The 22,016-nt window shown below is 71.3% G+C and carries 20 protein-coding genes and 5 pseudogenes; 15 read left to right on the top strand and 10 right to left on the bottom strand.

Translation table 11 applies throughout. From position 1 onward, the window contains the following. Positions 1-789: 789 nt before the first annotated feature. Positions 790-969 (bottom strand): hypothetical protein, encoded by a 180-nt coding sequence (locus tag KUM44_RS24225; RefSeq protein WP_217210993.1) that lies wholly within the window; start codon positions 967-969, stop codon positions 790-792. 97 nt (positions 970-1,066) lie between these two features. Between KUM44_RS24225 and KUM44_RS24220 the strand changes: the two are divergent. Next, positions 1,067-1,492: pseudogene (locus tag KUM44_RS24220) on the top strand (hypothetical protein); the annotation flags it as partial. 13 nt (positions 1,493-1,505) lie between these two features. Here KUM44_RS24220 and KUM44_RS24215 read toward each other — a convergent pair. Next, a complete protein-coding gene (locus tag KUM44_RS24215; RefSeq protein WP_217210937.1) occupies positions 1,506-2,285 on the bottom strand; it encodes an NPP1 family protein in 780 nt (259 codons plus the stop codon). A gap of 229 nt (positions 2,286-2,514) precedes the next feature. Next, entirely contained in the window at positions 2,515-2,784 is a 270-nt protein-coding gene (locus KUM44_RS24210) for an ATP-binding protein (protein WP_217210935.1), read from the bottom strand. Between KUM44_RS24210 and KUM44_RS24205 the strand changes: the two are divergent. After that, positions 2,774-3,020 (top strand): annotated as a pseudogene (locus KUM44_RS24205) (DUF397 domain-containing protein); the annotation flags it as partial. The gene KUM44_RS24210 and the pseudogene KUM44_RS24205 sit on opposite strands and share 11 nt — an antisense overlap. After that, positions 2,903-3,172, top strand: a pseudogene (locus KUM44_RS47625) (hypothetical protein); the annotation flags it as partial. The pseudogenes KUM44_RS24205 and KUM44_RS47625, both read left to right, overlap by 118 nt. A gap of 188 nt (positions 3,173-3,360) precedes the next feature. Here the strand turns inward: KUM44_RS47625 and KUM44_RS24200 are convergent. After that, positions 3,361-4,275 (bottom strand): ribosome-inactivating family protein, encoded by a 915-nt coding sequence (locus KUM44_RS24200; RefSeq protein WP_217210933.1) that lies wholly within the window; start codon positions 4,273-4,275, stop codon positions 3,361-3,363. 523 nt (positions 4,276-4,798) lie between these two features. On the opposite strand from KUM44_RS24200, the gene KUM44_RS24195 reads away from it, so the two are divergent. The 3 genes from KUM44_RS24195 to KUM44_RS24185 all read left to right on the top strand — a co-directional run bounded on the left by KUM44_RS24195 (position 4,799) and on the right by KUM44_RS24185 (position 10,268). Further along, entirely contained in the window at positions 4,799-8,584 is a 3,786-nt protein-coding gene (locus tag KUM44_RS24195; RefSeq protein WP_217210931.1) for a hypothetical protein, read from the top strand. A 175-nt stretch (positions 8,585-8,759) separates the two neighbouring features. Further along, positions 8,760-9,419, top strand: coding sequence for a hypothetical protein (locus KUM44_RS24190; protein ID WP_217210929.1), 660 nt, complete (start codon positions 8,760-8,762; stop codon positions 9,417-9,419). A 258-nt stretch (positions 9,420-9,677) separates the two neighbouring features. Then, positions 9,678-10,268 (top strand): tellurite resistance TerB family protein, encoded by a 591-nt coding sequence (locus tag KUM44_RS24185; RefSeq protein ID WP_217210927.1) that lies wholly within the window; start codon positions 9,678-9,680, stop codon positions 10,266-10,268. 97 nt (positions 10,269-10,365) lie between these two features. Here the strand turns inward: KUM44_RS24185 and KUM44_RS24180 are convergent, their stop codons facing one another. Further along, positions 10,366-10,536, bottom strand: a complete 171-nt coding sequence (locus KUM44_RS24180) for a hypothetical protein (protein WP_217210921.1) — start codon at positions 10,534-10,536, stop codon at positions 10,366-10,368. A gap of 99 nt (positions 10,537-10,635) precedes the next feature. Here KUM44_RS24180 and KUM44_RS24175 point away from each other — a divergent pair, with 99 nt between their 5' ends. The 5 genes from KUM44_RS24175 (at position 10,636) to KUM44_RS24155 (ending at position 15,120) form a co-directional block, all read left to right on the top strand. Beyond that, complete coding sequence (locus KUM44_RS24175; RefSeq protein ID WP_217210919.1) at positions 10,636-12,003, top strand: tetratricopeptide repeat protein; 1,368 nt, start codon at positions 10,636-10,638, stop codon at positions 12,001-12,003. 88 nt (positions 12,004-12,091) lie between these two features. Next, a complete protein-coding gene (locus KUM44_RS24170) occupies positions 12,092-13,099 on the top strand; it encodes a permease (protein WP_217210910.1) in 1,008 nt (335 codons plus the stop codon). Continuing rightward, complete coding sequence (locus tag KUM44_RS24165; protein ID WP_217210908.1) at positions 13,096-13,869, top strand: TIGR03943 family protein; 774 nt, start codon at positions 13,096-13,098, stop codon at positions 13,867-13,869. Before KUM44_RS24170 ends, KUM44_RS24165 begins: the two co-directional genes overlap by 4 nt. Positions 13,870-14,019: 150 nt before the next feature. After that, a complete protein-coding gene (locus KUM44_RS24160; protein WP_217210906.1) occupies positions 14,020-14,763 on the top strand; it encodes a GAF and ANTAR domain-containing protein in 744 nt (247 codons plus the stop codon). A gap of 81 nt (positions 14,764-14,844) precedes the next feature. After that, the gene (locus KUM44_RS24155) at positions 14,845-15,120 is read left to right on the top strand and encodes a ribosomal protein L7/L12 (RefSeq protein WP_217210904.1); all 276 of its coding nucleotides are present in this window, start codon (positions 14,845-14,847) and stop codon (positions 15,118-15,120) included. Between the two features lie 21 nt (positions 15,121-15,141). Here KUM44_RS24155 and KUM44_RS24150 read toward each other — a convergent pair whose 3' ends face one another. From KUM44_RS24150 to KUM44_RS24135, 4 genes are all read right to left on the bottom strand, one after another. After that, entirely contained in the window at positions 15,142-15,927 is a 786-nt protein-coding gene (locus KUM44_RS24150; protein ID WP_217210903.1) for a hypothetical protein, read from the bottom strand. A 144-nt stretch (positions 15,928-16,071) separates the two neighbouring features. Continuing rightward, positions 16,072-16,323: a hypothetical protein gene (locus KUM44_RS24145; protein WP_217210902.1), complete on the bottom strand. Its 252-nt coding sequence runs from the start codon at positions 16,321-16,323 to the stop codon at positions 16,072-16,074. Beyond that, positions 16,320-16,835 (bottom strand): NUDIX hydrolase, encoded by a 516-nt coding sequence (locus KUM44_RS24140; RefSeq protein ID WP_217210899.1) that lies wholly within the window; start codon positions 16,833-16,835, stop codon positions 16,320-16,322. The genes KUM44_RS24145 and KUM44_RS24140 overlap by 4 nt, the downstream gene beginning before the upstream one ends. Further along, positions 16,832-18,091: a helix-turn-helix domain-containing protein gene (locus KUM44_RS24135; RefSeq protein ID WP_217210898.1), complete on the bottom strand. Its 1,260-nt coding sequence runs from the start codon at positions 18,089-18,091 to the stop codon at positions 16,832-16,834. Before KUM44_RS24135 ends, KUM44_RS24140 begins: the two co-directional genes overlap by 4 nt. Positions 18,092-18,325: 234 nt before the next feature. Here KUM44_RS24135 and KUM44_RS24130 point away from each other — a divergent pair, with 234 nt between their 5' ends. From KUM44_RS24130 to tgmC, 3 genes and pseudogenes are all read left to right on the top strand, one after another. Then, positions 18,326-18,802 (top strand): ATP-binding protein, encoded by a 477-nt coding sequence (locus tag KUM44_RS24130; RefSeq protein WP_308402710.1) that lies wholly within the window; start codon positions 18,326-18,328, stop codon positions 18,800-18,802. Further along, positions 18,753-19,331: pseudogene (gene tgmA / locus KUM44_RS47620) on the top strand (putative ATP-grasp-modified RiPP); the annotation flags it as partial. The gene KUM44_RS24130 and the pseudogene tgmA, both read left to right, overlap by 50 nt. Continuing rightward, positions 19,258-20,415, top strand: a complete 1,158-nt coding sequence (gene tgmC / locus KUM44_RS24120; RefSeq protein ID WP_374202070.1) for an ATP-grasp peptide maturase system methyltransferase — start codon at positions 19,258-19,260, stop codon at positions 20,413-20,415. The pseudogene tgmA and the gene tgmC, both read left to right, overlap by 74 nt. On the opposite strand, the pseudogene KUM44_RS45655 reads toward tgmC, so the two are convergent. Continuing rightward, positions 20,364-20,522 (bottom strand): annotated as a pseudogene (locus KUM44_RS45655) (hypothetical protein); the annotation flags it as partial. The gene tgmC and the pseudogene KUM44_RS45655 overlap by 52 nt on opposite strands. 218 nt (positions 20,523-20,740) lie before the next feature. On the opposite strand from KUM44_RS45655, the gene thrS reads away from it, so the two are divergent. Next, the gene (gene thrS / locus KUM44_RS24110; protein ID WP_217210897.1) at positions 20,741-21,979 is read left to right on the top strand and encodes a threonine--tRNA ligase; all 1,239 of its coding nucleotides are present in this window, start codon (positions 20,741-20,743) and stop codon (positions 21,977-21,979) included. The last annotated feature ends 37 nt before the right edge of the window (positions 21,980-22,016 follow it).

The raw sequence follows: 22,016 nt of genomic DNA, 5'->3' as shown, positions 1-22,016 counted from the left end.
CCCCCGGCCTCCGACCCCGTCCCCCAGCCAGGCCCCGGCCCAGGCCCCGCTCCTCGTCCCCACCTCCGTACGGGGCTTCGAGCCGCACGCCCCCCAGAGCCCGGCCCCGCTCCCCGCACCGGCCTCCGCACACAGCCCCGCCCCGGGTTCTCCACCGCCCCCCGGGGAGAGCCCGTCCCACGTTTCCCCGCCGCTTCCGGCCCAGAGCCCGGCTCCGGGCGCGCTGCCCCTTCCGGCGGAGTACGTGCCCTCGGCTTCGGTGCCGGGTCCTGGGCCGACCGCCTTGCCGCTCCCCGCGGAGACCCCGGGTGCGGGTTCCCCGCCGCTTCCGCCGCAGCACGCGCCGTCGGCTTCGGTGCCGAGTTCGTCGTCGGCTCCTGCGGAGACCCCGGGTGTGGGTTCTCTGCCGCTTGTGCCGCGGCAGGTGCCGTCGGCTTCGGTGCCGAGTTCGCTGCCGGCTCCTGCGGGGAGCCCGGGTGCGGGTTCCCCGCCGCTTCCGCCGCAGCACGCGCCGTCGGCTTCGGTGCCGAGTTCGTCGTCGGCTCCTGCGGAGACCCCGGGTGTGGGTTCTCTGCCGCTTGTGCCGCAGCAGGTGCCGTCGGCTTCGGTGCCGAGTTCGTCGTCGGCTTCTGTGGAGAGCGCGGGTGTGGGTTCTCTGCCGCTTGTGCCGCGGCAGGTGCCGTCGGCTTCGGTGCCGAGTTCGTCGTCGGCTTCTGTGGAGAGCGCGGGTGTGGGTTCTCCGTCGCTTGCGCCGCAGCACGTGCCGTCGCCCTCTGCGGAGAGCCCGGCTCAGGGTTCCGTGCCGCTTCCGGCCCAGGACATGTCGGCCGCCGATTCGGGGAGTCCGGCGCCGAATCCGGGTTCGGTCCCTGTGCCGAGTTCCGCGCAGAGCCCTGAGCCGGTCCCGGTGGCGACTCCCGCACACAGCTCCGGGCGGCCGAGTTCGGCGCCGAGTCCCGATGCGAGCACCACCCTGGTCCTGCCGCTGCCCGTGCCGAGCCCGGCGCAGAGCCCCCCGCCACCTCCTGCGCACAGCCCCGCGCCGCCCCCTGTACAGACCCCCGCGCCCGGTGACCCCCACGCCGTCATCGCCGCCGCCGTGGAGTCCGGTCGGCACGGTGAGGCCGAAGTGCTGGCCGCTCACTACGAGCAGACCGCCCTGCGGGCCCACGGCCCGGCCTCCGAGGAGGCGTTGCACTGGATCGAGGTGCGGGCCGATCTGGCGATGATGGCGGGGGATCCGGTGCGCAGTTGCCGGGCGTGGCTGATGGTGGCGTCGGCGCGGCTGTCCGCGGGGCAGGCGGTGGACGCGCCCGCGGTCGAGGCCGCGGTCGACCGGGCTCACCATCAGTGGGGGCAGATCAAGGACGCCGCCCCGGCTCGTGACCTCGGCCCCGCGCTCGCGGAGCTGCGGGGCCGAGTGCCGGGACGGCGGCAGGGTGCGCTGGAGAACGTCCTGCGGCAGCTTCAGCAGTTGCAGACGCAGGCCTGAGCCGCCGCGGACGTCAGAACGCCGGGACCTCGCCGGGCCGGGCCTTGTTGATGTTGCCGACGAGGTTGTTGGTCAGCGGGAAGTTGGCCCTGCCCCACTGGGAGTTCCACAGGGCGTCGCGCGGCGCCTGGGGCATCTGCTCCATGGTGACCAGGGCCGGGGTGTCCCACTTGTTGCCCGGGCCCCAGGCCTCCGTGTCCTCGCCCCACTTGGCGAAGCGGAAGGCGTGCGTGCTCGCGCCGTCCTTGTGGTAGACGATCTTGACGTGGTTGCCGTCCATCGGCACGTCGTTGATGTGGTGGGTGCTGTAGCCGCCGTGCCGGGAGGCGGCCAGGTAACGGGGGCGCTCCTCGCCCTGCTTCTGGAAGACCACGACCGACTCCCAGTCGTGGCGGTGCCCGAAGGCGTCGGCGCCGTTGAGCGTCTGGTCCTTCTCGAAGTACAGCGCGTAGACGTAGGCGCACCAGCCGTTGCGGCACAGGGACTGCGAGTACGTGTTGGCTCTGCCGAGGTGGCCGTCCCGGCACTGGCCGGTGATCGAGCCGCTGTTCTTGAGGCCGCCGTTGAGCTGTCCGCCCCCGTCCACCGCCGCCGCGGGGAAGCAGCCGTCCCCGTCGTAGTCGAACAGCGGCATGTACTTGTTCTGGAAGGTGCTCGCGTTCCAGGGCAGCGGGTTCAGGACGCCGGCGCTGGCACTGCCCGTCAGTCCGACGGTCAGGGCGGCGGCACTGCCCAGGACGAGGGCGGCCTTGGCGAGGCGGGAGCGTCGGCGGGGCTTGGCTGTCTGCGACATGTGGGGTGCTCCAGTGGTGCGCTTGGTTCGTTCTGCCGGGAGTCCGGCGGGACGAGACCGAGACTGGAGCACGGGAAATTGATTGGCGGCATGTTCTGACCAGGGCGATCAATCGTCCTCGGCGTTTCGGGCGGATGTTCCTCGTGGCGTCAACACCCGTTCCTCGCGCGCCGTTCGCCGTTCACCTCACGTCCTCCCGCGGCCTTGGCGTCGCACTCGAACCAGACGGTCAGCCGGCCCGGTCGATCAACGGGACCCACCCCCACCGATCCGTGACGGCCTCGGCGATCCCCACTCCGCGCCCGCCCTCGGCGAGTTCGTCCACAGCTGTGGACAACGGCGGGCACGGGCTCGTGTCGGTGACCTCGACACGCAACCCCCGTTCCTCCGGCAGCCGCAGCATCAGCACCGCGGCACGCCGGTCGGGACGACAGTGGCGTACGACATCGGCGATCAGCTCGGTGAGGGCGAGGGACGCCGGGAACGCTATGGGGAGCAACCTGGACCTGACGCGCGCTCAGTGGCGTAAGTCGTCGTACAGCGGCAGCAGCGGCGGCGAATGCGTCGAGTGCGCCCCCCTCGGCGGCGCCGCCTGGCGCAAGTCCTCGTACAGCGGAAACACCGGCGGCTGCTGCGTCGAAGTCGCCCACCTCACCCCCCCACATCGCCGTCCGCGACTCCAAGAACGCCGAGGTCGGCACCCTCACGCTCTCGCCGGAGGCGTACGTCGCCTTCGTGGGCCACGTCGGGCACTGACGAGCGCGCGCGGCGCCTGCGCCATGCCAGAAGCCGCCGGTGGACGGGGGGCGTCCACCGGCGGCTGTCTGCCCGGGCCCCGCGTAGAACGCGGGCGCCTCGGTTGGCCGGGACTCGATCAGGGGGGCTGAGAGCTCGCCGGCCGGGGTGTGTCCCTCGGGGGGGGATGAGGGCCACGGATCCAAGACTGGCAGCCGGAGAGTTGATCGGCAGCCCGTCCGATCAGGGCAATCAATCCCCCTCGGAGTTCCGTCGACGCGTCAGCCGTCCAGTGCGCAGATCGCGAACACTGACACCGGGCAGAGAGGCTGTCTACCGGTCAGACTGATTTCAGGAAGACCATGAGGAAGAAGATGGCCGCTGTGTTGGCGGCGGTTTGGAAGCTGTACCGACCGATCGGGTCGGGCGGCGCCACATTCTGCCTGTTGAGCCGCTGCTGGAATCGGTCGCCGATCGCCTGCCAGTTGGTTACCAAGCCCACGTCGGACTCGTCGAACTTGTATCCCTGCCTGTCGCCCCAGGCGGCGATGATCCGGTCGGAGATGGCGTTGAACCGGGCGCCCTCGGCGACAGCTTCAACGAACCACAGGAGCGATCCGGCCCTGATGCTGTCCGAGGTGTTCGTGTCGGCGAGCTGCTGCGCGTTGACGCGAGCCCAGTCGGTGGAGAACGTCGGGGTCGTTCTGGTCTGGCCGGAAAAGTTGGTCAGGCCCGGCTTCCCGCCATTGTTGCCGGCGTAGTTGCCCGAGAACGGGAGTTCCATCGCAATGCTCGGGTTCGTGGACGTGGACGGCAGCCAGTTCGCGTTCCGGAGGTCCGCGTCCGCGGTGTAGCGGTAGGTTCTGTCATTGGGATTGTAGTAGCCCTGCACATACAGGTTGTGGGCGTTCAGGACGAGCCGGGTCAGCATGTTCGGCCCGTCGAATACGTTGACGAGGAAGTAGTCGTCGGTGGCGGATTCGGTGGCATACACCGTCGTCCCCGAGCCGTTTCCGTAGATCGCCCCGCCACGGACTCGGTTGCGGACATCTTTGATCATCTGCTGGTAGCCGGACTTGCCTTGGCTGATGTCCCAGGTGACGTCACGCGCGTCGTCGATCGCGAAGGCTTTCGCGGCACCGAGGGGGCTGAGCAGGGCCAGGCACAGCGCGAGCAGCACCGCGCCGGCGGTAGCGATGGTCGTTCTGCTGGGTCGGCCGCGCGGAGGGCTGCCGACTGCGATCTCAGTACTCATGTTGCTTCTCCTGATGTCCGATCCTCTGCGCGAGGCGGGCCGGATTCTTGGGCAGTGCTCCTTGGGTACCTGCTCCCTTCTGTCCAGTTGCGTTCGCAACCGACTCTCCTGGGCGAGGGGGTTGGTCAGCGAGTCGAATCGGGGGAGCAATCAAATTCCGGGCGGCTCAGTCAACAGGTTTCATCACCTGTGCGGAGTTGATCGATCACATTCGGTGGGAGGGGCAGGCGGACGGCGGTGTGCGCACGGCCTTCTGTCCTGCCGCGTCTTTGACCGGAACGGTTTCGAAGAGCCCGGTGATTCGTGACCGACCGGACCGAGGACCGAACCGGAACGTTGATTTCCACGTCCCTTTCGTCAGGTCAATCAATTTCGTGGGCGGAAGGGGATCGGCGGAGGGGATTGATGCACATCACATGTCGCATCGCCTCAACGTCACCCCCGGGCAACCCGGGCGTTACCGAGCGGCTTGTACGTTCGTCGCGCTCGATGTCCCTTTCGCCAGCCGTACGGAGGTATGCGCATGGGGCGCCCGGAAAGACCGCTGGACCCGACGGCCGGTCCTGTGCCGAGGCTCGCGCACGGGCTGCGGGAGCTGCGCAGGACCGCGGGGAACCCCTCGTACCGGAAGATGGCCGAGACGGCGGGCTTCTCCGCGACAACGCTGTCCCAGGCCGCAGCCGGCGAACGGCTGCCGTCCCTCGCGGTCGTGCAGGGCTATGTCCGGGCCTGCGGCGGCGACCCGGACGAGTGGGAGCCGCGCTGGAAGGACGCCGAGGCGGAGGTGGCCGGGGAGGTCCGCGAGGATGACGAGGACGCGGCGCCGCCCTACCGGGGCCTCGCCCGGTTCGAGCCGGCCGACCAGGGGTTGTTCTTCGGGCGGGCCCGCCTGACGGAGGACCTGCTCCAGCTGGTGTGCGAGCACCGGTTCGCCGCGGTGTTCGGCGCCTCCGGCAGCGGGAAGTCCTCGCTGCTGCGGGCCGGACTGATACCCCGGCTCCAGGAGAAGATCGCTGAACAGGGGCGTCCGGCGGTGCTGCGGGTGCTCACGCCCGGCGACCGGCCGGCCACCAGGTACGGCCATCTGCTGACCCCGGCGGAGGACGAGCCGGAGAGCTGGGTGGTGGTGGACCAGTTCGAGGAGGTCTTCACCCTGTGCCGGGACCGGGCGGAGCGCGCCCGGTTCATCGACCTGCTGCTCACCGCCCGGGACCCCGGCAGCCGGCTGCGGGTGCTCATCGCCGTACGCGCCGACTTCTACCCCCGCTGCGGCGAGCACCGAGGCCTGGCGGACACGCTGTGCGGCGCCGGACTGCTGGTCGGACCGATGACCGCCGACGAGCTGCGCGAGGCGGTCGTCAAGCCGGCTCAGGAGGTCGGGCACCTGGTGGAGCGGGAGCTGACCGCGCGGATCGTGGAGGAGATCCTCGACGAACCCGGCGGGCTGCCGATGCTCTCGCACGTCCTCCTGGAGACCTGGCGGCGACGCAAGGGCCGGGTGCTCACCCTGGCCGCATACGAGGCGGCCGGCGGAGTGCGCGGCGCCATCGCGGCGAGCGCCGAGGAGGCGTACGGGCAGCTGACCGAGGAGCAGACGGACGCCGCCCGGCGGCTGCTGCTGCGGATGGTCGAGCCCGGCCAGGGCACCCCCGACACCCGGCGCCCGCTGACCCGGGCCGAGCGCGAGGTGTGGGTGTGCCCCCACGTGCCCGTGGTGGTGGAGCGGCTGGCCCGTGCCCGGCTGCTGACCGTCGACGAGGACGCCGTCCAGCTCGCCCACGAGGCGCTGATCACCAGCTGGCCGCGGCTGCGCGGCTGGATCGAGGAGGACCGTGAGCGGCTGCGCCACCAGCGACGGCTGACCGAGGCCACCCGGGTCTGGCTGGAGCACGAGCGCGACCCCGGCGCCCTGTACCGGGGCACCCGCCTGGACCGTGCGGCGGAGCTGTTCCCCGACCACGAGCACGACTACTCCCTGACCGCGCCGGAACGCGAGTTCCTCTCCGCCGCGCTGGCCGCCCGCGAGGCGGAGCGCCGGGCCGCCGTCCGCTCCACGCGCCGGGCGCGGGCCGCGGTGGGGGTGCTGTCGGCCGTCCTCGCGGTGGCGCTGGTCGCCGGTCTGGCCGCCTGGACCCAGAGCCGGGACAACGAGCACCGCCGCATCGACGACGCGGCCCGCCGTATCGCCGCCGTCGCGGAGGGCCTGAGCACGACCGAGCCGCACACCGCACAGTTGCTGGGCGTCGCCGCCTGGCGCGTGTCCCAGCTGCCGGAGACCCGGCAGGCGTTGCTGGGCGCGCTCGGCCAGCAGGAAATGGACGCGTTCAGCGACCCGGCACCGGGCGACGGCCCCTTCCGCCGTCTGACGGACTCCGGTCGCACCCTGCTCAGCGTCGAGGGGCGCACCTGGCGGACCTGGGACGTGGCACGGCACCGGCGGATCGCCGAGGGGCGGCTGCCGGCGGTCGGCACCGCGGTCGGGGCGAGCCCGGACGGGCGGCTGCTGGCGATCCACGGGCATGGCCCGGGCGACGGGGTACGGCTGTGGGACACGGCCGCCGCACGATGGTTCGGTGACCGGCTGCCGGCCTCGTCCTTCGTGGAGTTCGGCGAGGGCACGTATGTCGTGGGCGCTTGGGATGACGTCCGGGAGGGGATGGGGGTGTACTCGGCCGCGGACGGGAAGCTGCTGTTCGAGGCGGAGCCGGACACCACGGTGCCGAGCGCGGTCGGCCGGCTGGTCGCGCTCTGCACCGTCGGGGGCGGCGGCGCGCCGCAGGTGCGGGACCTCACGGCCCGGCGCACGGTGCATGGGCGCTGGGAACGCGCGGGCGACGTCTGCGGCCAGGAGCGCACGCAGCTGGTGCTCGGCGGGGAACGGAGGCTCGCCACGGTGACCCCGAGCGGCGTGCTGGTCTATGACGTCCGGTCGGGGGAGCAGCTGGACCAGCTCCCCGCCACCGGAGTGAGGTACGCCGCCTTCAGCAAGGACGGGAACTTCCTGGCGACCGCCGACGGGGAGGAGATCAGGGTGTGGCGGCTGGGCGTAGACGCCCCGGTGTTCCGCCACTCCCTCAACAACCAGCACCTCAACGACGGTCTGGCCTGGGACCCCGCCCACCCGGTACTGCGCTATCTGGAGGCCGGCACGGTCCACTCCCTGGACGTCACGGCGGCCGTGACGCCCGCCTGGCAGGAGGAGCCGGCGGACGAGGTGCTGATCAGCCCGGACGGCCGCACCCTCGCCACCGCGCGACGCACCGGCGACACCTACCGCTTCGAGCTGCGCGACACACACGACGGACGACTGCTCAAGACACTGCCGCCCACGCCGCTCCCCGTGTCGCGCGCCCCTTCCCGGCCGGTACCCCCGGAGCACACCCTCCCCCTTCTGGCCTTCACCCCGGACGGCAAGTCGCTCGCGTACGCCGTCTCGGCGCCCGGTTACGAGGCGTCCCCGCAGCGCCTCACGGTCTGGGACGTCACCCGGGACCGGGCCCGTACGACGCTGGACCTGGCGTCGAAGACCTCGGCCGGGGCGGTGATCACGATCGCCCTCGGCCCGGACGCCCGCACGCTCCACCTCACCCGCACCACGGGCATCGGCGAGCTGAGCAACGAGACCTGGGACACCGCCCGCCGCCGCCGGACCGCCGTCCTCACCGGCCTGTCCAGCAGCTACCTGGCCGTCCGTCCCGACGACGGGCTCCTGGTCGGCAACAACCGCACGGCGAGCCTGCCGGGCGGCAAGGCCACCGGACGCGACCTGGTCCAGGGCGGCCAGATCGGCGCCCTCGCCTTCGCGCCGGACGGATCGCGGCTCGCAGCAGGGGACCAGACGGGCCGGGTGGCGCTGTGGGACGGAGAGGTCCGGCAGCGGGAGGGGAGGACCCTGCCGAACGTCTTCCCCGCGCTCCCGGAGGGAACAACCGGCGCAACGGACAGCGGCCCCGACCCGAACGGCGGTGACACCTCCGAGGCCGTCAGCGCCCTCGCCATCAGCCCCGACGGCCGCACGCTGGCGGTGGGCGGCGAGGCGGGAGGCCTCCAGCTGTGGGACATCGCCACCCAGCAGCCGCTCGGCGGCCTGATGACCACAGCCGGCGACGCGATCGAGACGGTCGCGTTCGGCGCGGACAGCGGCACGGTGTACGCGGGAAGCAAGCACGTGCCTCTCCAGCGCTACGTCATCGACCCGGGCCGGGCGGTCGAATCGGTGTGCGCGCGGGCGGGAGCGCGCGAGCTGACGCAGGCGCAGTGGCGGACGTACGTGCCTGACGTGCCGTACCGCAAGGTGTGCGGCGACTGACGCGTCCGGGATTGATTCGCCTGGCCAAGGGCGATTGTTCGCCCTGATGGAAAGGCTGGCCGAACAACTCCCGCCCCTCGACGATCTACCTGTCGCTGCCCCGGTTCCAACCCCCGGCCGGGGCAGTGGCCCGGCCCGGCGAACGGGTCGAGGCATCCGACAGGAGAACCCCCACATGAAGATCCTGAAGAACGGCCGTCGCCGGACGGCGATGCTGACCTCCGCGCTCGCCCTCGTGATGATCCCCTTCTCCGCAGGCACGGCCAGCGCCAACACCACCCCCGGCTGGGGCGACGACATGCCCGACGTGATCTGGGACTGCAACAACAACAACGCCGATTCGTGCCAGTACCACGAGCAGAACGCCGAGACCAAACTCGACAAGCGGCGTCAGGTCTCCAACGTGATCAGCAACTGCGCCAGCAACCGGGACCTGACCCTCACCCGTACCGTCACCGACACCAGGAGCACCGAGTACGCCTTCCAGCAGGAGACGTCCGTGGAGGTGTCCTCCGGCTTCAGCAAGACGTTCGAGGCCGGGATGAAGGCCAGCGACACGCAGACGGAGACCTGGAAGGTGGGCGAGGCCCACACCGCGACCGAGACCCGCACCACGACCGTCCCGGCCGGCCAGCAGGGCGCCTGGTGGTTCGCGCCGTACGTCCGCCACTCCCAGGGCTGGCTGGAGGTCCACTACGGCGAGCGCAAGCACGGCCACTACTTCTGGTACTACCGCGGCCCCGGCGGCCTTCCGGCCATCGACGTCAAAACCCCGGTCTTCCTCCCGACCGGCGAGCTGAAGGGCCAGTTCTACTGGGCGACCTGGAACTGCTGATCCCCCACGACGACCCTGCCGTCGAAAGCGACGCGGACAGCGGCCGGCCCGGCACGGTGGAGTTCTGAACCGTCGGTGGAGTTCTGAACCGTCGGTGGAGTTCTGAACCGTTCGGGCTGCCGTACCTCGGTCATTCGCCGGGTCCGCCGCGTCCTGGTGGAACCTTCGCCCCCGGGTGGGCGTTGATCCCGTTGAGCGCGCACGAACGGGTCGCGAGCGATGACCCGGATGACCCGACGAATGACCGAGGTGACGTCAATGGCACTGTTCGACCGGCTCAAGGACCAGGCCAAGCAGCTTCAACAGCAGGCCCAGGGCGGCGGCCGCGGCGCGGCCGGTGGCCAGGGCGGTCACGGCGGCCACGGCGGCGCGCCGGCGGGCGGTTCGCACGGCAGCTCGCGGGGTGGTTCGAAGGCCCAGCTGGTGGGTCTGCTGAAGACACAGCTCGGCTCCCTGAAGACGGAGCTGAAGAGCGGTGCGTACCGGGACGCCAGCATGGCGATGTGCGCCCTGGTCGCGGCGGCGGACGGGCATGTGGACGCGGCCGAGCGCCAGCAGATGGAGTCGATGATCCTCAGCAACGACGTGTTGCAGAACTTCCCGCCGGACCAGCTGCGCCAGCGTTTCAACCGGCATGTGGACCAGCTCTCCCGCAACTTCCCGCAGGGCAAGACCGAGGCCATGCAGGAGATCGCCAAGGCCGCGAAGAAGCCCACCGAGGCCCGCGCGGTCGTCCAGACCGGCATCGTCATCGCCGGCGCCGACGGCCACTTCTCCCAGGCGGAGGCGGCGATCCTCAGGGAGGCCTGCGGGGCCCTGGGCCTGAACCCCGCGGAGTTCCAGCTCTGACGAGGCCCTGACGGACCGACAGGGCCAGCCGCAGCCACAGCCCGAGGCCCCGGTGGGAACACGATGAGTGTCCCGCCGGGGCCGGCTTGTGCGACTTTCAGCCGTGCCCCTGCTGCGAGATGACATCCTGAGCCGGTCGCCGGTCAGGATCCGGCACCGCCGCCGGCGCCGGCCCCGCGTTCGCCGCCAGGATCAACGTCGCCACGGCGACCACCGCCGCGGCGAACCCTCGGGTGTAGCGCTCGGTGGTGCTGGTGCGTTCCTGCACGACGACCTCGCAACAGCGTTGTGTTAACCACGTTTAATACGTGGTTTAACGTAGGGGTGGTCGGTCGCGAACGGCAAGAGGCACAGGGGGAGTTGGGCGATGTCGGACCGTGACGACCCGGGGACCATCGGGCGAAGAGTGCAGCGGCTGCGGGCCGACCGGGGGCTGACGCAGAAGCAGTTGGCGGAGCCGGCCTACACCCCCGCCTACATCTCCACCCTGGAGGCGGGCCGCGTCCGCGCCTCCGACGACGCGCTCCGGCACATCGCCGGCCGACTGGGGGTCGCCTTCGAGGAACTCGCCACCGGGCGCCCCGCGCACCTCGTCACGGACCTGCGGCTGCGGCTGACCGAGGCCCACCGCGCCCTCGCCACCGGCGACGCCGAGGCGGCGGCCGAGCAGTACACCGCGCTGCTCGCGGAGGCGGAGGGACACGGGTTCGGCGAGGAGCGGGCGGCGGCGCTGCTCGGGCTTGGCGAGTGCGCCATCGAGATAGGCGAACTCACCGCGGCCAGGCGCCACTTCGAGCAGGCAGAGCAGGTCCTCACCGAAGCCGACGCCCCCCTCCCCGCCCGCGTCCCGGCCCTGCGCGGCAGAGCGGTCTCCCACTACCTCGCCGGTGAACTCCGTTACGCCGTCTACCTGTTGGAGTCCACCCTCGACGAGCTCAACCGGGGCGGACTGCACGACCCCGACGCCCTCCTCCTGCTCTACGCCGGCGTCATCGGCCCCTACATGGACATGGGCGCCCACGCCCGCGCCGCCCAGGCCGCCGAGTACGCCCTCGCCCTCGCCCCGCAGGCGGGCGACCCGGCCCTGGTCGCCCGTATGCACCGGTCCGTCGCCCGCACCCTCCTCGCCGAGGGCCGTGCAGCCGAGGCCGACGCCTCCCTCGCCAAGGCCGCCGAGCTGTACCGGCAGCTCCAGATCCGTACCGAACTCGCCAACTGCCACTGGATGCGCGGCTACGTCCACGCCCAGAGGGGCGACCTGGCGAGCGCCGAGGGGGAACTGCGCGAGGCCCGGGCCATGCTCACCGCCCGGCGCGCCGCCCTCTACACCAGCCAGGTCACCGTCGAACTCGCCGACGTACTGCACCGGCGCGGCAAGTCCGACGAGGCCGGTGCCCTCCTCCACGAGGTCCTCAGCGACCCGAGGGCCGGATTCGCCCTAGGCCCCGAACGCGGCGCCCTCCACGCCGCCGCCGCCCACCGCCTCCTCGGCATCATCGCCGAGGACACCCGCGACACCGAGACCGCCGAGGAGCACTACGTCCGCGCCCTCAGCCTCCTGGAACGCGCGGGCGCGGCCGGCGACCTGGCCGACCTGTGCCGGCTGCTCGGCGACCTCCTGCGCCGCACGGGCCGGGTGGAGGCGGCCCTGGACGCGTACCGCACCGGGCTGGGCCACCGCACGGCCCCGGGCACCACGACCCTGGGTCCGGCCCCCGCACAGCCTCCTCTGTGAGGAATCCAAGGCCGGGCACAGCTCGGACCGGTTAGCCTGCGCGGGGGCGGGGGGCATTCGAACGGTTCGGACAGGTGGGGACAGGCGCGTGCACAACCAGCGGACCGTGGTCGACGGACTGCGCGTCGCCGTACGCGCTCTCGTGTACGCCGTCGTCGGCGGCACCGCGCTCCTCGCCATCACCACGGTCGTCTCCGTCCTCGGACCGATGCTCGCGCTCGACCTCTACACCCCGCCCGTCGCCGCCTGGTGGACCGTCTTCACGGCCATCGCGGTGCAGGGCGTGCCGTTCCTGCTGCTCGGCACGGTCGTCTCGGCGGCGATCGGGGCCTTCGTACCGGAGAAGGTCTTCAGTCGCCTGCTGCCCCGCAACCAGGCGCTCGCCGTACCCGTCGCCGGGGCGGCCGGCGTCGTCCTGCCCGGGTGCGAGTGCGCGTCCGTGCCGGTCGCCGGGAGCCTGATGCGACGCGGCGTCGCCCCCGCGGCCGCCCTCGCCTTCCTCCTCTCCGCCCCCGCCATCAACCCGGTCGTCCTGGTCGCCACCTCCGTCGCCTTCCCCGGGCAGCCCAGGATGGTCCTCGCCCGGCTCGTCGCCTCCCTGGCCACGGCGGTGGTGATGGGCTGGCTGTGGGCCCGGTTCGGGCGGGAGGAGTGGCTACGGCCGCCGAAACGGCACGGCGATGCCGAGGACGGCAGCGGCCTGCGTGCCTTCACCGCCGGGTTGCAGCACGACTTCCTGCACGCGGGAGGCTTCCTCGTCCTCGGTGCGGCAGCCGCGGCGACCTTCGACATCGTCGTACCGAGGTCTGTGCTGGATCTCTTCACCGGGTCGGTGTGGCTGTCGGTACTGCTGCTGGCGCTCCTCGCCGTCGTCCTGTGCGTGTGCAGTGAGGCGGACGCGTTCGTCGCCGCCTCCCTGAGCGGCTTCTCACCGACCGCACGCCTGGCGTTCATGGTGGTCGGCCCGATGGTGGACCTGAAACTGATCGCCCTCCAGGCGGGCACGTTCGGCCGGTCCTTCGCCCTGCGCTTCTCGTCCGTGACCTGGGTCGTGGCCGTGGTGAGCAGCGTGCTCGCGGGATGGTGGCTGCTGTGAGGCGGTACGGGCCGGCGGCGCTGCTGCTCCTGACGGGCGCGGCGATCCTGCGGATCTCCCTCTTCAGCGAGCTGTACCTGCGCTATGTGCAGCCGGCGCTGCGGCCGTATCTGGTGGTGTCCGGATGCGTGCTGGTGGGGCTGGGGGTGCTGGCAGCGGCCGTACGCGGACCGGGACGAGGAGGGGAACGGGAAGGGGAACAGGAACGGCCGGAGGACGCCGGGCACGGGCACGTGGAAGAGCACGGTCAGAGTCACAGCCACACCCACAACCCCCGTATCGCCTGGCTCCTCACCCTCCCCGCCCTCGCCCTCCTCCTCTTCCCGCCCCCAGCCCTCGGCTCCTACAGTGCCGAACGTGAGGCGGCGCAGCGCGCGGCGCAGGGGATCGGGGACTTCCCCGCGCTGCCGGCCGGGAACCCGCTGGAGCTGACGCTGGCGGAGTTCGGTTCGCGGGCGGTCTACGACAGCGGACGGTCGCTGGCGGGACGCACGGTCCGGCTGACCGGCTTCGTCACCCGCGACGCCGACGGCACCTGGTACGTCACCCGTCTCCTCGTCGCCTGCTGTGCCGCCGACGCCACCACCAGCAAGGTCGAGATCCGCAACGCCGACGCCGACGCACCGCCCGCCGACGCCTGGGTCACCGTCACCGGCACCTGGCACCCCGAGGGCGAGCTGGGTACGGACGAGGCCTGGCCGCCGGTGCTGGACGCCACCGGGGTGCGGCGGATCGCGCAGCCGGCGAACCCCTACGAGGCGCTCCGCTAGGAATGCCATGACGACGGGGACACCGCGCTGGGGAATGGCCGGGGTTTTGAGGTGCGGCTCACGGGTAGTCGGGCGTCGTCCGGGGCGAGCGGTTGAGGGGTCGTTGGTCCGCCGGAATCAGCAGGCCGCTCTCGTGATGAGGAGGCTGCCGTGCGGCCCAAAGACGATCGTCGTGACGAGCGGGGACGAGAGCGAGCCGGTGCCGCCGACGCCGTCGCCGAAGACGTACGCGGTGGCGGACCCGGCGAGATCCCGGCGCGGCTGTGCGATGTCGCCGTGGAGCTGCTGCCCGTGACCGGCGCGAGCGTGTCTCTGCGCAGCGACGGCATGCCCGTACAACTGGGCGCGAGCAGTGCGCAGGCCGCATATGTGACCGAGATCCAGGCCACCCTGGGCGACGGGCCCTGCCAGTCCGCCGCGGAGAGCGGAGCCCCCGTGCTCGCCTGCGATCTGACGTCCGGGCAGGACGTCCTGCGCTGGCCGGTCTTCGCTCAGCAGGCCACGGCCGTCGGCGTACGGGCGGTTTACTCGATGCCGCTCGGCAACGACACGGTGTGCGTGGGCACCCTCGACCTCTACCGCGACACCCCTGGCGACCTCACCGACCGGGACCTGCGGACGGCGCGGGTGGTGGCCGGGATGATGACCGTGGCGCTGATGGCGCTGCCGCGCGTGGAGGAGGCGGGCGACCCGGGGGACGAACAGTGGCTGAGCGGCCTCGCCACCGACCAGGACCAGGTCTACCAGGCCACCGGAATGATCATGGCCCAGCTCGGCGTCGGCACGGACGAGGCGCTGGCACGGCTGCGGGCCCACGCGTTCGCGCAGGCGCGGACGGCGGTGGACGTGGCGCGGGACGTGGTGGAGCACCGGTTGCGGTTCGACGAGCAGTAGACGAGCAGTCGACGAGCAGCAGCCGAGCAGCAGCCGAGCAGCAGCCGAAGCGGGAGCGCCCGGCACGTAAGATCGCCGACCATGGATATAGCGGTTCTCTTCCTCGTGCTCGCCGCCTTCTGGGGCATCATGACCATCCAGAGCAGGATCTCCCAGGCCGATCAGCGAGTTGCCCGTGTCGAGCGCAAACTCGACCTGGTTCTGGACCACTTGGGGCTCGACGGCGAGGACCCCCGGATGGGCGAGGTCGTGTCGCTCGTGCGGACCGGCAAGAGGGTCCAGGCGATCAAGGTCTACCGGGAGATCACCGGGGCGGGCCTGAAGGAGGCCAAGGACGCGGTGGACCGCCTGGGTTAGCGCTTTCTCTGGCGCTCGGGGTCAGATTTCCGCCCGGCCCCGCTTCCTGACCTCGGTGAGGCGGTGGGCGCCCAGTTCGACGGCCGCCCAGGTGGCGTCGGCCGGTACCTCGCCGAGGCCGCCGTTGGTGAGGACGATCGCGTCGTCGCCCACGCGGACGACGGCGACATGGAGGATGAGGACGGGGGCGTCGTCGTACTCGGAGACGGCGCGCAGCACGAGCCGCAGGCCCTGCCGGGCATCGCCGACCTCCGGCATCTCGGCCCCGGTGACCTGGACGGTCATCTGCCCGTCGCCCGCGGTCGCCGTGAACTCGCCGCACTCGCGCGGCATGCTGTCGAGCCATGCCAGCGTCCCGTCCACGGCCTCTGGCCGGTGCGCCACGACCTGGTAGCGCAGCTGGGCCTCGTCGTACAGGTCGTCCAGGCCGATCGACGCGCGCGTCGTGGCGTCCGGGCCGAGGAGTTCCTCCGCGTACAGCGCGTCGAGCAGCTTTCCGCACTCCGCGTCGGCCGACTCGGTGCTCGCCTTCAGCATGGACTCCCGCCAGGTCGCGAAGCCGTCGGTGGCGACCCACGGTTCGCCCAGGTCGGCCTCGCTGATGAGCGCGGCCTGGGCCTGGGCCGCGGTGAGGGTGGGGGCGGCCGCGGGGGTCGCCGATGTGGTGGGGGTGGCGGCGGAGGCCTGCCCACGGGGGGCCGACACCGGTCTGCCCAGGCCGGCGACGGTGTCGCAGGCGGACGCGGCCAGCAGAGCGGCTGCGGAGAGCGTCGCGGCGAGGGCGGCGCGGGCCGGGGTACGGGGCATCGCGGGGCCTCCTGGGCTGGGGTCGGCGTGCGCTCAAGATCGGGTACGTGTTCTTAAGGCACCACCCCACGGTGGCGACCACCAGTGTGCCGGGCCGTCCGGGTGACGGGACTGATCAGTCGACGTCCGTCTCCGGGCTCAGCATCATGTCCTTGCGCGTATAGAGCGGCGGCTCGCTCGTGTCGAGTTTCCGTCGGCGTCGGCGTGCAGCACGCTCGTTTCCGGTCCCTCGACAAAAGCAAAGCGTTCGTTGTCAGCAGTCTCAAGCAAGACGAAGGAGCCGTTGAGCGCAAGCCCACCGCACTTCCCCAAAAGCAGCACCTGGATGGACACGTGGCGCGAGAGATCCTGGTAGAGCATGTGCAGCGCGAGAACCGCCCCGAGGGCTCCACTCAAGGGAAGGACCAGACCGCGTCCCCGTCGTGCAGGTACTCCGTCCGTTCCTCGCGCAACGCCCGCACCGCGGCAGCCAACCGCCGCCGCATACGATCCCGCACCATCCGGTCGGCGTCGGACGTGCTGTAAAACCCGGCCGCTGACAGCTCTTCGTCGTGAGGTTCCAGTACTCCGTCCCCGTCGAGGACACCACCGTCGAAGATGAACGCGATCTGGTCGTCCCACGGCCCGTGTGGCGCCACCCAGTCGACGACCAAGAGGCCGTGCACGACGACGTTCAGGCCCAGCTCCTCGCGCAGCTCACGTACCACCGTCTTCTCCGGCGGCTCGTTCGCCTCCGCCATGCCACCCGGTAGATCCCACCCCGGCTTGTAGGTCGGGTTCACCAGCAGTACTCGCCCCGAGGGGTCGCGGAGCAAGACGTCAGCCGCCACACGCTTACGGGCCTGCTTGGCGTTGCCTTCGGCCAGGTAGGCGTTCCAGGCGTCGGGGTCGGCGGGTGTGGGCTTCATATGCGGGTGCCTCCCGGGGACGGGATGAGATCGGCGAGCAGCAGCATTCTGGCCCTCCGCGCGTCGTCGAATCTCCCCAGGTACTCCCGCACCGGCCCGTAGGCCCTGTGGGGCTCCAGCGTGGCGCGGAGGTGGTCGAGTTGGCGGACGACACGGACGGAGCCAAGGGTGGGGCTGGTGCTGAGCAGGGCGTGTCCGACGTCCAGGGCGGCGTCGAGGTCACCCCGCCGGACGTGGATGTCGACGAGGGTGATCCGGCTCAGCGCGAGGGAGCGTGTACGGTCGGCGCCCCGCATCGCGACGGCCTCCTCAGCAGCGTCCAGGGCGGCGTCGTGCTCGCCGAGGTCGACCAGGATCAGCGCCGCCTCGCTCGCCAGACGCCCCAGATCGAAAGGGCTCAGCCAAGGGTGTTCAGTGTCGGCGGAGGCGTCGAGGTTGCGGCGCGCCTGGTCGAGGGCGCGATGGGCGAACGTGTGCTGATCGGCCACGGCAAGGGCTCGGGCGTGCATGGTGTGGAGTCGAGATGCCAGTGCTGCAATCCTCGGGCCCCGGCCGGCGAGGTCGAGCCCTACCTGAGCCCAGTGCGCGGCCCCTGCTACGTCGCCGGTCTGGAGGGCGAGGTGGCTGCTGGATGCGGCGATGTGTGCAGCCAGGGGTAGGTCGCCGGAGGTCTGAGCAAGCGGAAGTGCGCGCTGGAAATGCCCCTGGGCCAGGTCATCCTGGCCGGAGTCGTGCGCCATCCAGCCCGCCATCTCCGTCAGGGCAGCCGCAGCGGCGAACACGTCATGTCCGCTGGAGAGGCCGACCAGGCGGGGCGCGACGCGGTCCTTCAAATGCTGGACGACGGCCTCGTACAGCCGCCCTCCCCCGGTCTGACGGTCGGCAGACCGGAATGCGTCCATAGCCGTGAGATCGTTCCCGTCGGGCTGGGGTTGCGGTTGGGGCTGCGCATCGATGGCAGGCTCCCATGACCGGCGGGCGAGGCCGAGGAGATGGCCGGGGATGTGGAAGGCGTCCGCGATCTGCTCGAAGATCACGAGCTTCTCCACGCGACTCTTGCCGTTCATGTAGTCATAGAGCCGCCCTTGGGTGATGTCGACGGCTGCCGCGATGCGCCGGGTGCTGATACCGCGATGGTTGAGCATCCGGAACACCGCACCCATGTCCCGCTCCGCGCACGCGCCGAGGAACCGGCTGTCGTCGAGCAGCCCCGCGACGACCGCTCGCGGATGTGAGCCTGGCGGTCCATACGTCATCTCCCCCGTGCGCGTGCACCGGGCATCGACGCTACCCCTCGTGCATGCGTGGTGACTCCAACTCGGGGTCACCTCTCGGGGTCTCCCTCATACACCCGCCCGGCGTTGACTGATCATCACCCGCCGGGCACCGATCCGCAGGCTCTTCAACCCGGCAGCGAGGAGGAGAGCCCCGCCCATGCCCCTGTCGTTGGCGGACCGACCACGCCCCGAGGAGACAACCCCGTGAGCGTCATGACCCGACCCACTGCGAGACCGGCCGCCAAAGGTGCGCCCGGCTACACCGAGACCATGCCCGTTGAGGAGGCATCCGCACGTCGTGCGCGGCTGCTGGTCTCTGCCGCGCTGCACACGTGGGGGATAGAGGATCTGGCTGACTCCGGGGTCCTGGTCGTTGACGAGCTGGTCGCCAACTCGGTGCAACACACGTCGTGTCGTCTGCTGCGGGTGCGGGTGACCCGGGTCGGCGCCGGTCGCGTGCGCATTTCCGTAACGGATAAATCCCGTACCCCGCCGGACATGGACCGTCGCCCGGCCGAAGACGCTGAGGAAGGCCGTGGGCTGGTCCTCGTCGAGGCCATGTCGGAGTGCATGGGCTACGCGACCTGCACCGCTGGGGCAAGACCGTCTGGGCGGAGCTCCGCGTCGAGGAACCCTCAGCATGTTGACCCTGCGGCTGGTCGACGGCAGGGCGGAACTCGCCGCGAATGACGTGATCCTCCTCCTTACCCCGGTCGACCTGGTCCGTCTGCATGTCGAGTCCGGCGATGCGCTGGCCCAGATCCGCGCCATGGTCGAGCAGGAAGCAGACCTGTGGCAGCGCGAGCGCCGCCGCCGCGCGGGCCAGGCACCCGAAGTCGGCTTGCTGGAGCGCGTCCTGGAGGGCCCTGCGTCAGGACCGCTTCGCACCCGCGTGAATCCACACACTTCCGCCCGGGAAATTACGAATCGGCATTCGCCACCGGGCGGACGGCGACGAGGGCAACGTTCCCAGCGAGTCCCGCCGCCACCTGCTGCACCACTCGCTACGTATGGGAGGAGCACCATGCAGACCGCAACGCGGACCGCAGCACACCGCCCCTGGGGCCTTCGCCGACTCGGGCCGTACCCGAACACGGTGAAGCTGCCGTTCACCACGGTCACGGTCGCCCCGGACACACAAGTCGGTGTCTTCCGAGACGCCGACGGACACGTGGTCGAAATGGGCAAGCACGGCACCAGTTCCGCCACCTCGACGACGACGACCACCAATCTGGACTCGAAGAACGACCAGGGGTCCGACCAGGACTCGCAGCAGGACTGACGTACATGACCGAGACCGACAGGCCTGTCCTCGTGGTCACCGAACCGCTCGACGGATCGCCTACCGCGACGAGTCGCTGGCCACCCAGCTTGACGGCCGCCTCACTGCCGACGCGGCCACCGGGACTGTGACCGGCGTACCCACGTCCTCCTCCACCACCCCCACCACCGTCGTCGGCATGCTCGAACAACTCGATGTCGCCGACGGCCAAACCGTCCTGGAAATCGGCACCGGCACCGGCTACTCCACCGCCCTCATGTGCCACCGCCTCGGCGAGGACAACGTCACCACCGTCGAGGTCGACCCTCAGGTGGCCGCCCGTGCGGATGCGGCCCTGGAGGAGGCCGGACACTCGACGTGGACGGTGACCGGAGACGGACTCCTCGGCCATCCCGCCCGCGCGCCGTATGACCGTGTCATCGCCACCTGCGCCGTCCGGCGCATCCCGTACACGTGGGTCCGCCAGACCAAGCCCGGCGGCATCATCCTCGCCACGGTCGGCTCCTGGCCATACGGCACCGGCCTGGCCAAGGTCACAGTGAACGACGACGGCTCGGCCGAGGGCCGCATCACCGGCCGCTCCTCCTTCATGCATGCCCGTGCGCAGGCCCTCGTCCCGCTGGCCGGGGATCTCTCCGCCCGCACCGCCTACACGGGCACCGAGCGGCCCGCCAAGCTCCCACCCGTCCTCCTGGACGAGTGGATGCCTGCCTTCCTGGCCCAGCTCACCGCGCCGGGCGCACAGTTCGTGCGAGCCAGGGCCGGCGACGGTACGCAGCATCTGTACCTCTTCGACGCCGAGCGCGAGTCGTTCGCGGCGTTCACCGAGGGCGACTCCGGCTGGACGGTCCGCCAGGGCGGCCCCGTGGCCCTGTGGGACGCCGTCGAGGAGACGCTGATTGCCTGGCAGGACACCGGAAGCCCCGACATCGCAAGTGTCCGGCTCCGCATTACCGAGCAGGCACACACCTACTGGATCGGCGACCAGCGACCCCTTCGGTGGGAGCACCGGATCATCTGACTCCCCGCAACATCGCCCGGCCTGACTACCGCAGACAGGTACCGGGCCTGGTCCTTGGAGTCGCGGACGGCGACGCAGGGGGTGAGGTCGGCGACTTCGACGCATTCGCCGCCCGTGCGTAACGGGAACCGGAAAAACCACCGCGCGGTCCACCCGCCCCCCTGTTACCGTCCCCCCATGCAGCGCGCCGCCACCCCGTCTCCCACGACGACGCCGGACCCCGTCCCGGCGCCGCGCTGACAGCTGAGCGAAGAACGAAGCCCCGGGGCGAGTGCCCCGGGGCTTCGGCGTGTGGGTGCTCGTCCCTTCATCCGGAGGAGCAGCCATGCACCACGACCACCGCCGCCTCGGCCGCGAGCTCGGCCTCTTCGACACCGATCCCCTGATGGGCGCCGGCCTGCCGTACTGGCTGCCCGACGGGGCCGTCGTACGGCACACCCTGGAGGAGTACATCCGGGAGGTGGAACGCGAGGCCGGGTACCGGCACGTGTACTCGCCCGTGCTCGGCAAGCGGGAGCTGTACGAGATCTCCGGGCACTGGGACCACTACAGCGACGACATGTTCCCCCCGATGGAGCTCGGTGCGGAGCAGGTCGTCCTGCGCCCCAGCCTCTGCCCCCACCATGCCTTGATCTACCGCTCCCGCTCCCACAGTTACCGCGAACTGCCCCTCCGTATCGCCGAGTTGGGCGGCATGTACCGTTCCGAGCTGTCCGGCGTCCTCGGCGGGCTCACCCGTGTGCGGGCCATCCAGCTCAACGACGCCCATGTCTTCTGCACCCTGGACCAGGCGGTCGACGAGGCCCGTGCCGCCCTGGAACTCATCACCCGCGCTTACGCCGATCTGGGGATCAGGGCCGTACGCCACCGTCTCTCGCTCCCCGGCGAGGGTGGCAACCGTGGCAAATACGTCGCCGACCCCGAGCTGTGGCGCCGCGCCACCGCCCTGCTCCGCGAGGCGCTCGACGCCTCCGGCATCCCCTACGAGGCCGCCGAGGGCGAGGCCGCGTTCTACGGTCCGAAGATCGACGTCCAGATCGCCGACCCGGCCGGTCGCGAGGCCACCCTCTCCACCGTCCAGATCGACTTCCACCAGCCCGAACGCTTCGACCTGCGCTACATCGGCCCGGACGGGGCGAAACACCGCCCGGTCATGGTCCACCGGAGCATCATCGGCAGCGTCGAACGAGTCGTCGCCCATCTCGTCGAGCGGCACGGCGGCGCGTTCCCGGTCTGGCTCGCCCCGGTGCAGCTGGTGATCCTGCCCGTGTCCGACGCCCAGACCGAGCCGGCGGAGAAATTTCTGCACCGGGCCCGCCGAATGGGTCTGCGCGCCGAACTCGCCGGGCCCGAGCACGGCACCCTGGGCGCCCGCGTACGCGCGGCACGCCTCGTGCCGTACCTGGCGGTCATCGGTGAGCGGGAGGCGCAGGGCGACCTGGTGGCCGTACGGCTGCGGGACGGGCGCAGGCCCGGTGTCGTACCGGGCGCCGAACTGGTGGACCGGATCGCCGCCCGCGTCGCGGCCCGCGGCCTCGCGCTGTGGGACGGAGACGCCGCATGACGCCGCGCGCACGCTGCCGCACGGCGACGCCATACGG

The sequence above is a fragment of the Streptomyces sp. AC550_RSS872 genome (genome assembly GCF_019049285.1).
Lineage (GTDB): Bacteria > Actinomycetota > Actinomycetes > Streptomycetales > Streptomycetaceae > Streptomyces.
The sequence above is the reverse complement of the archived record's forward strand: the minus strand, read 5'-3'. Positions and strand labels throughout refer to the sequence as shown.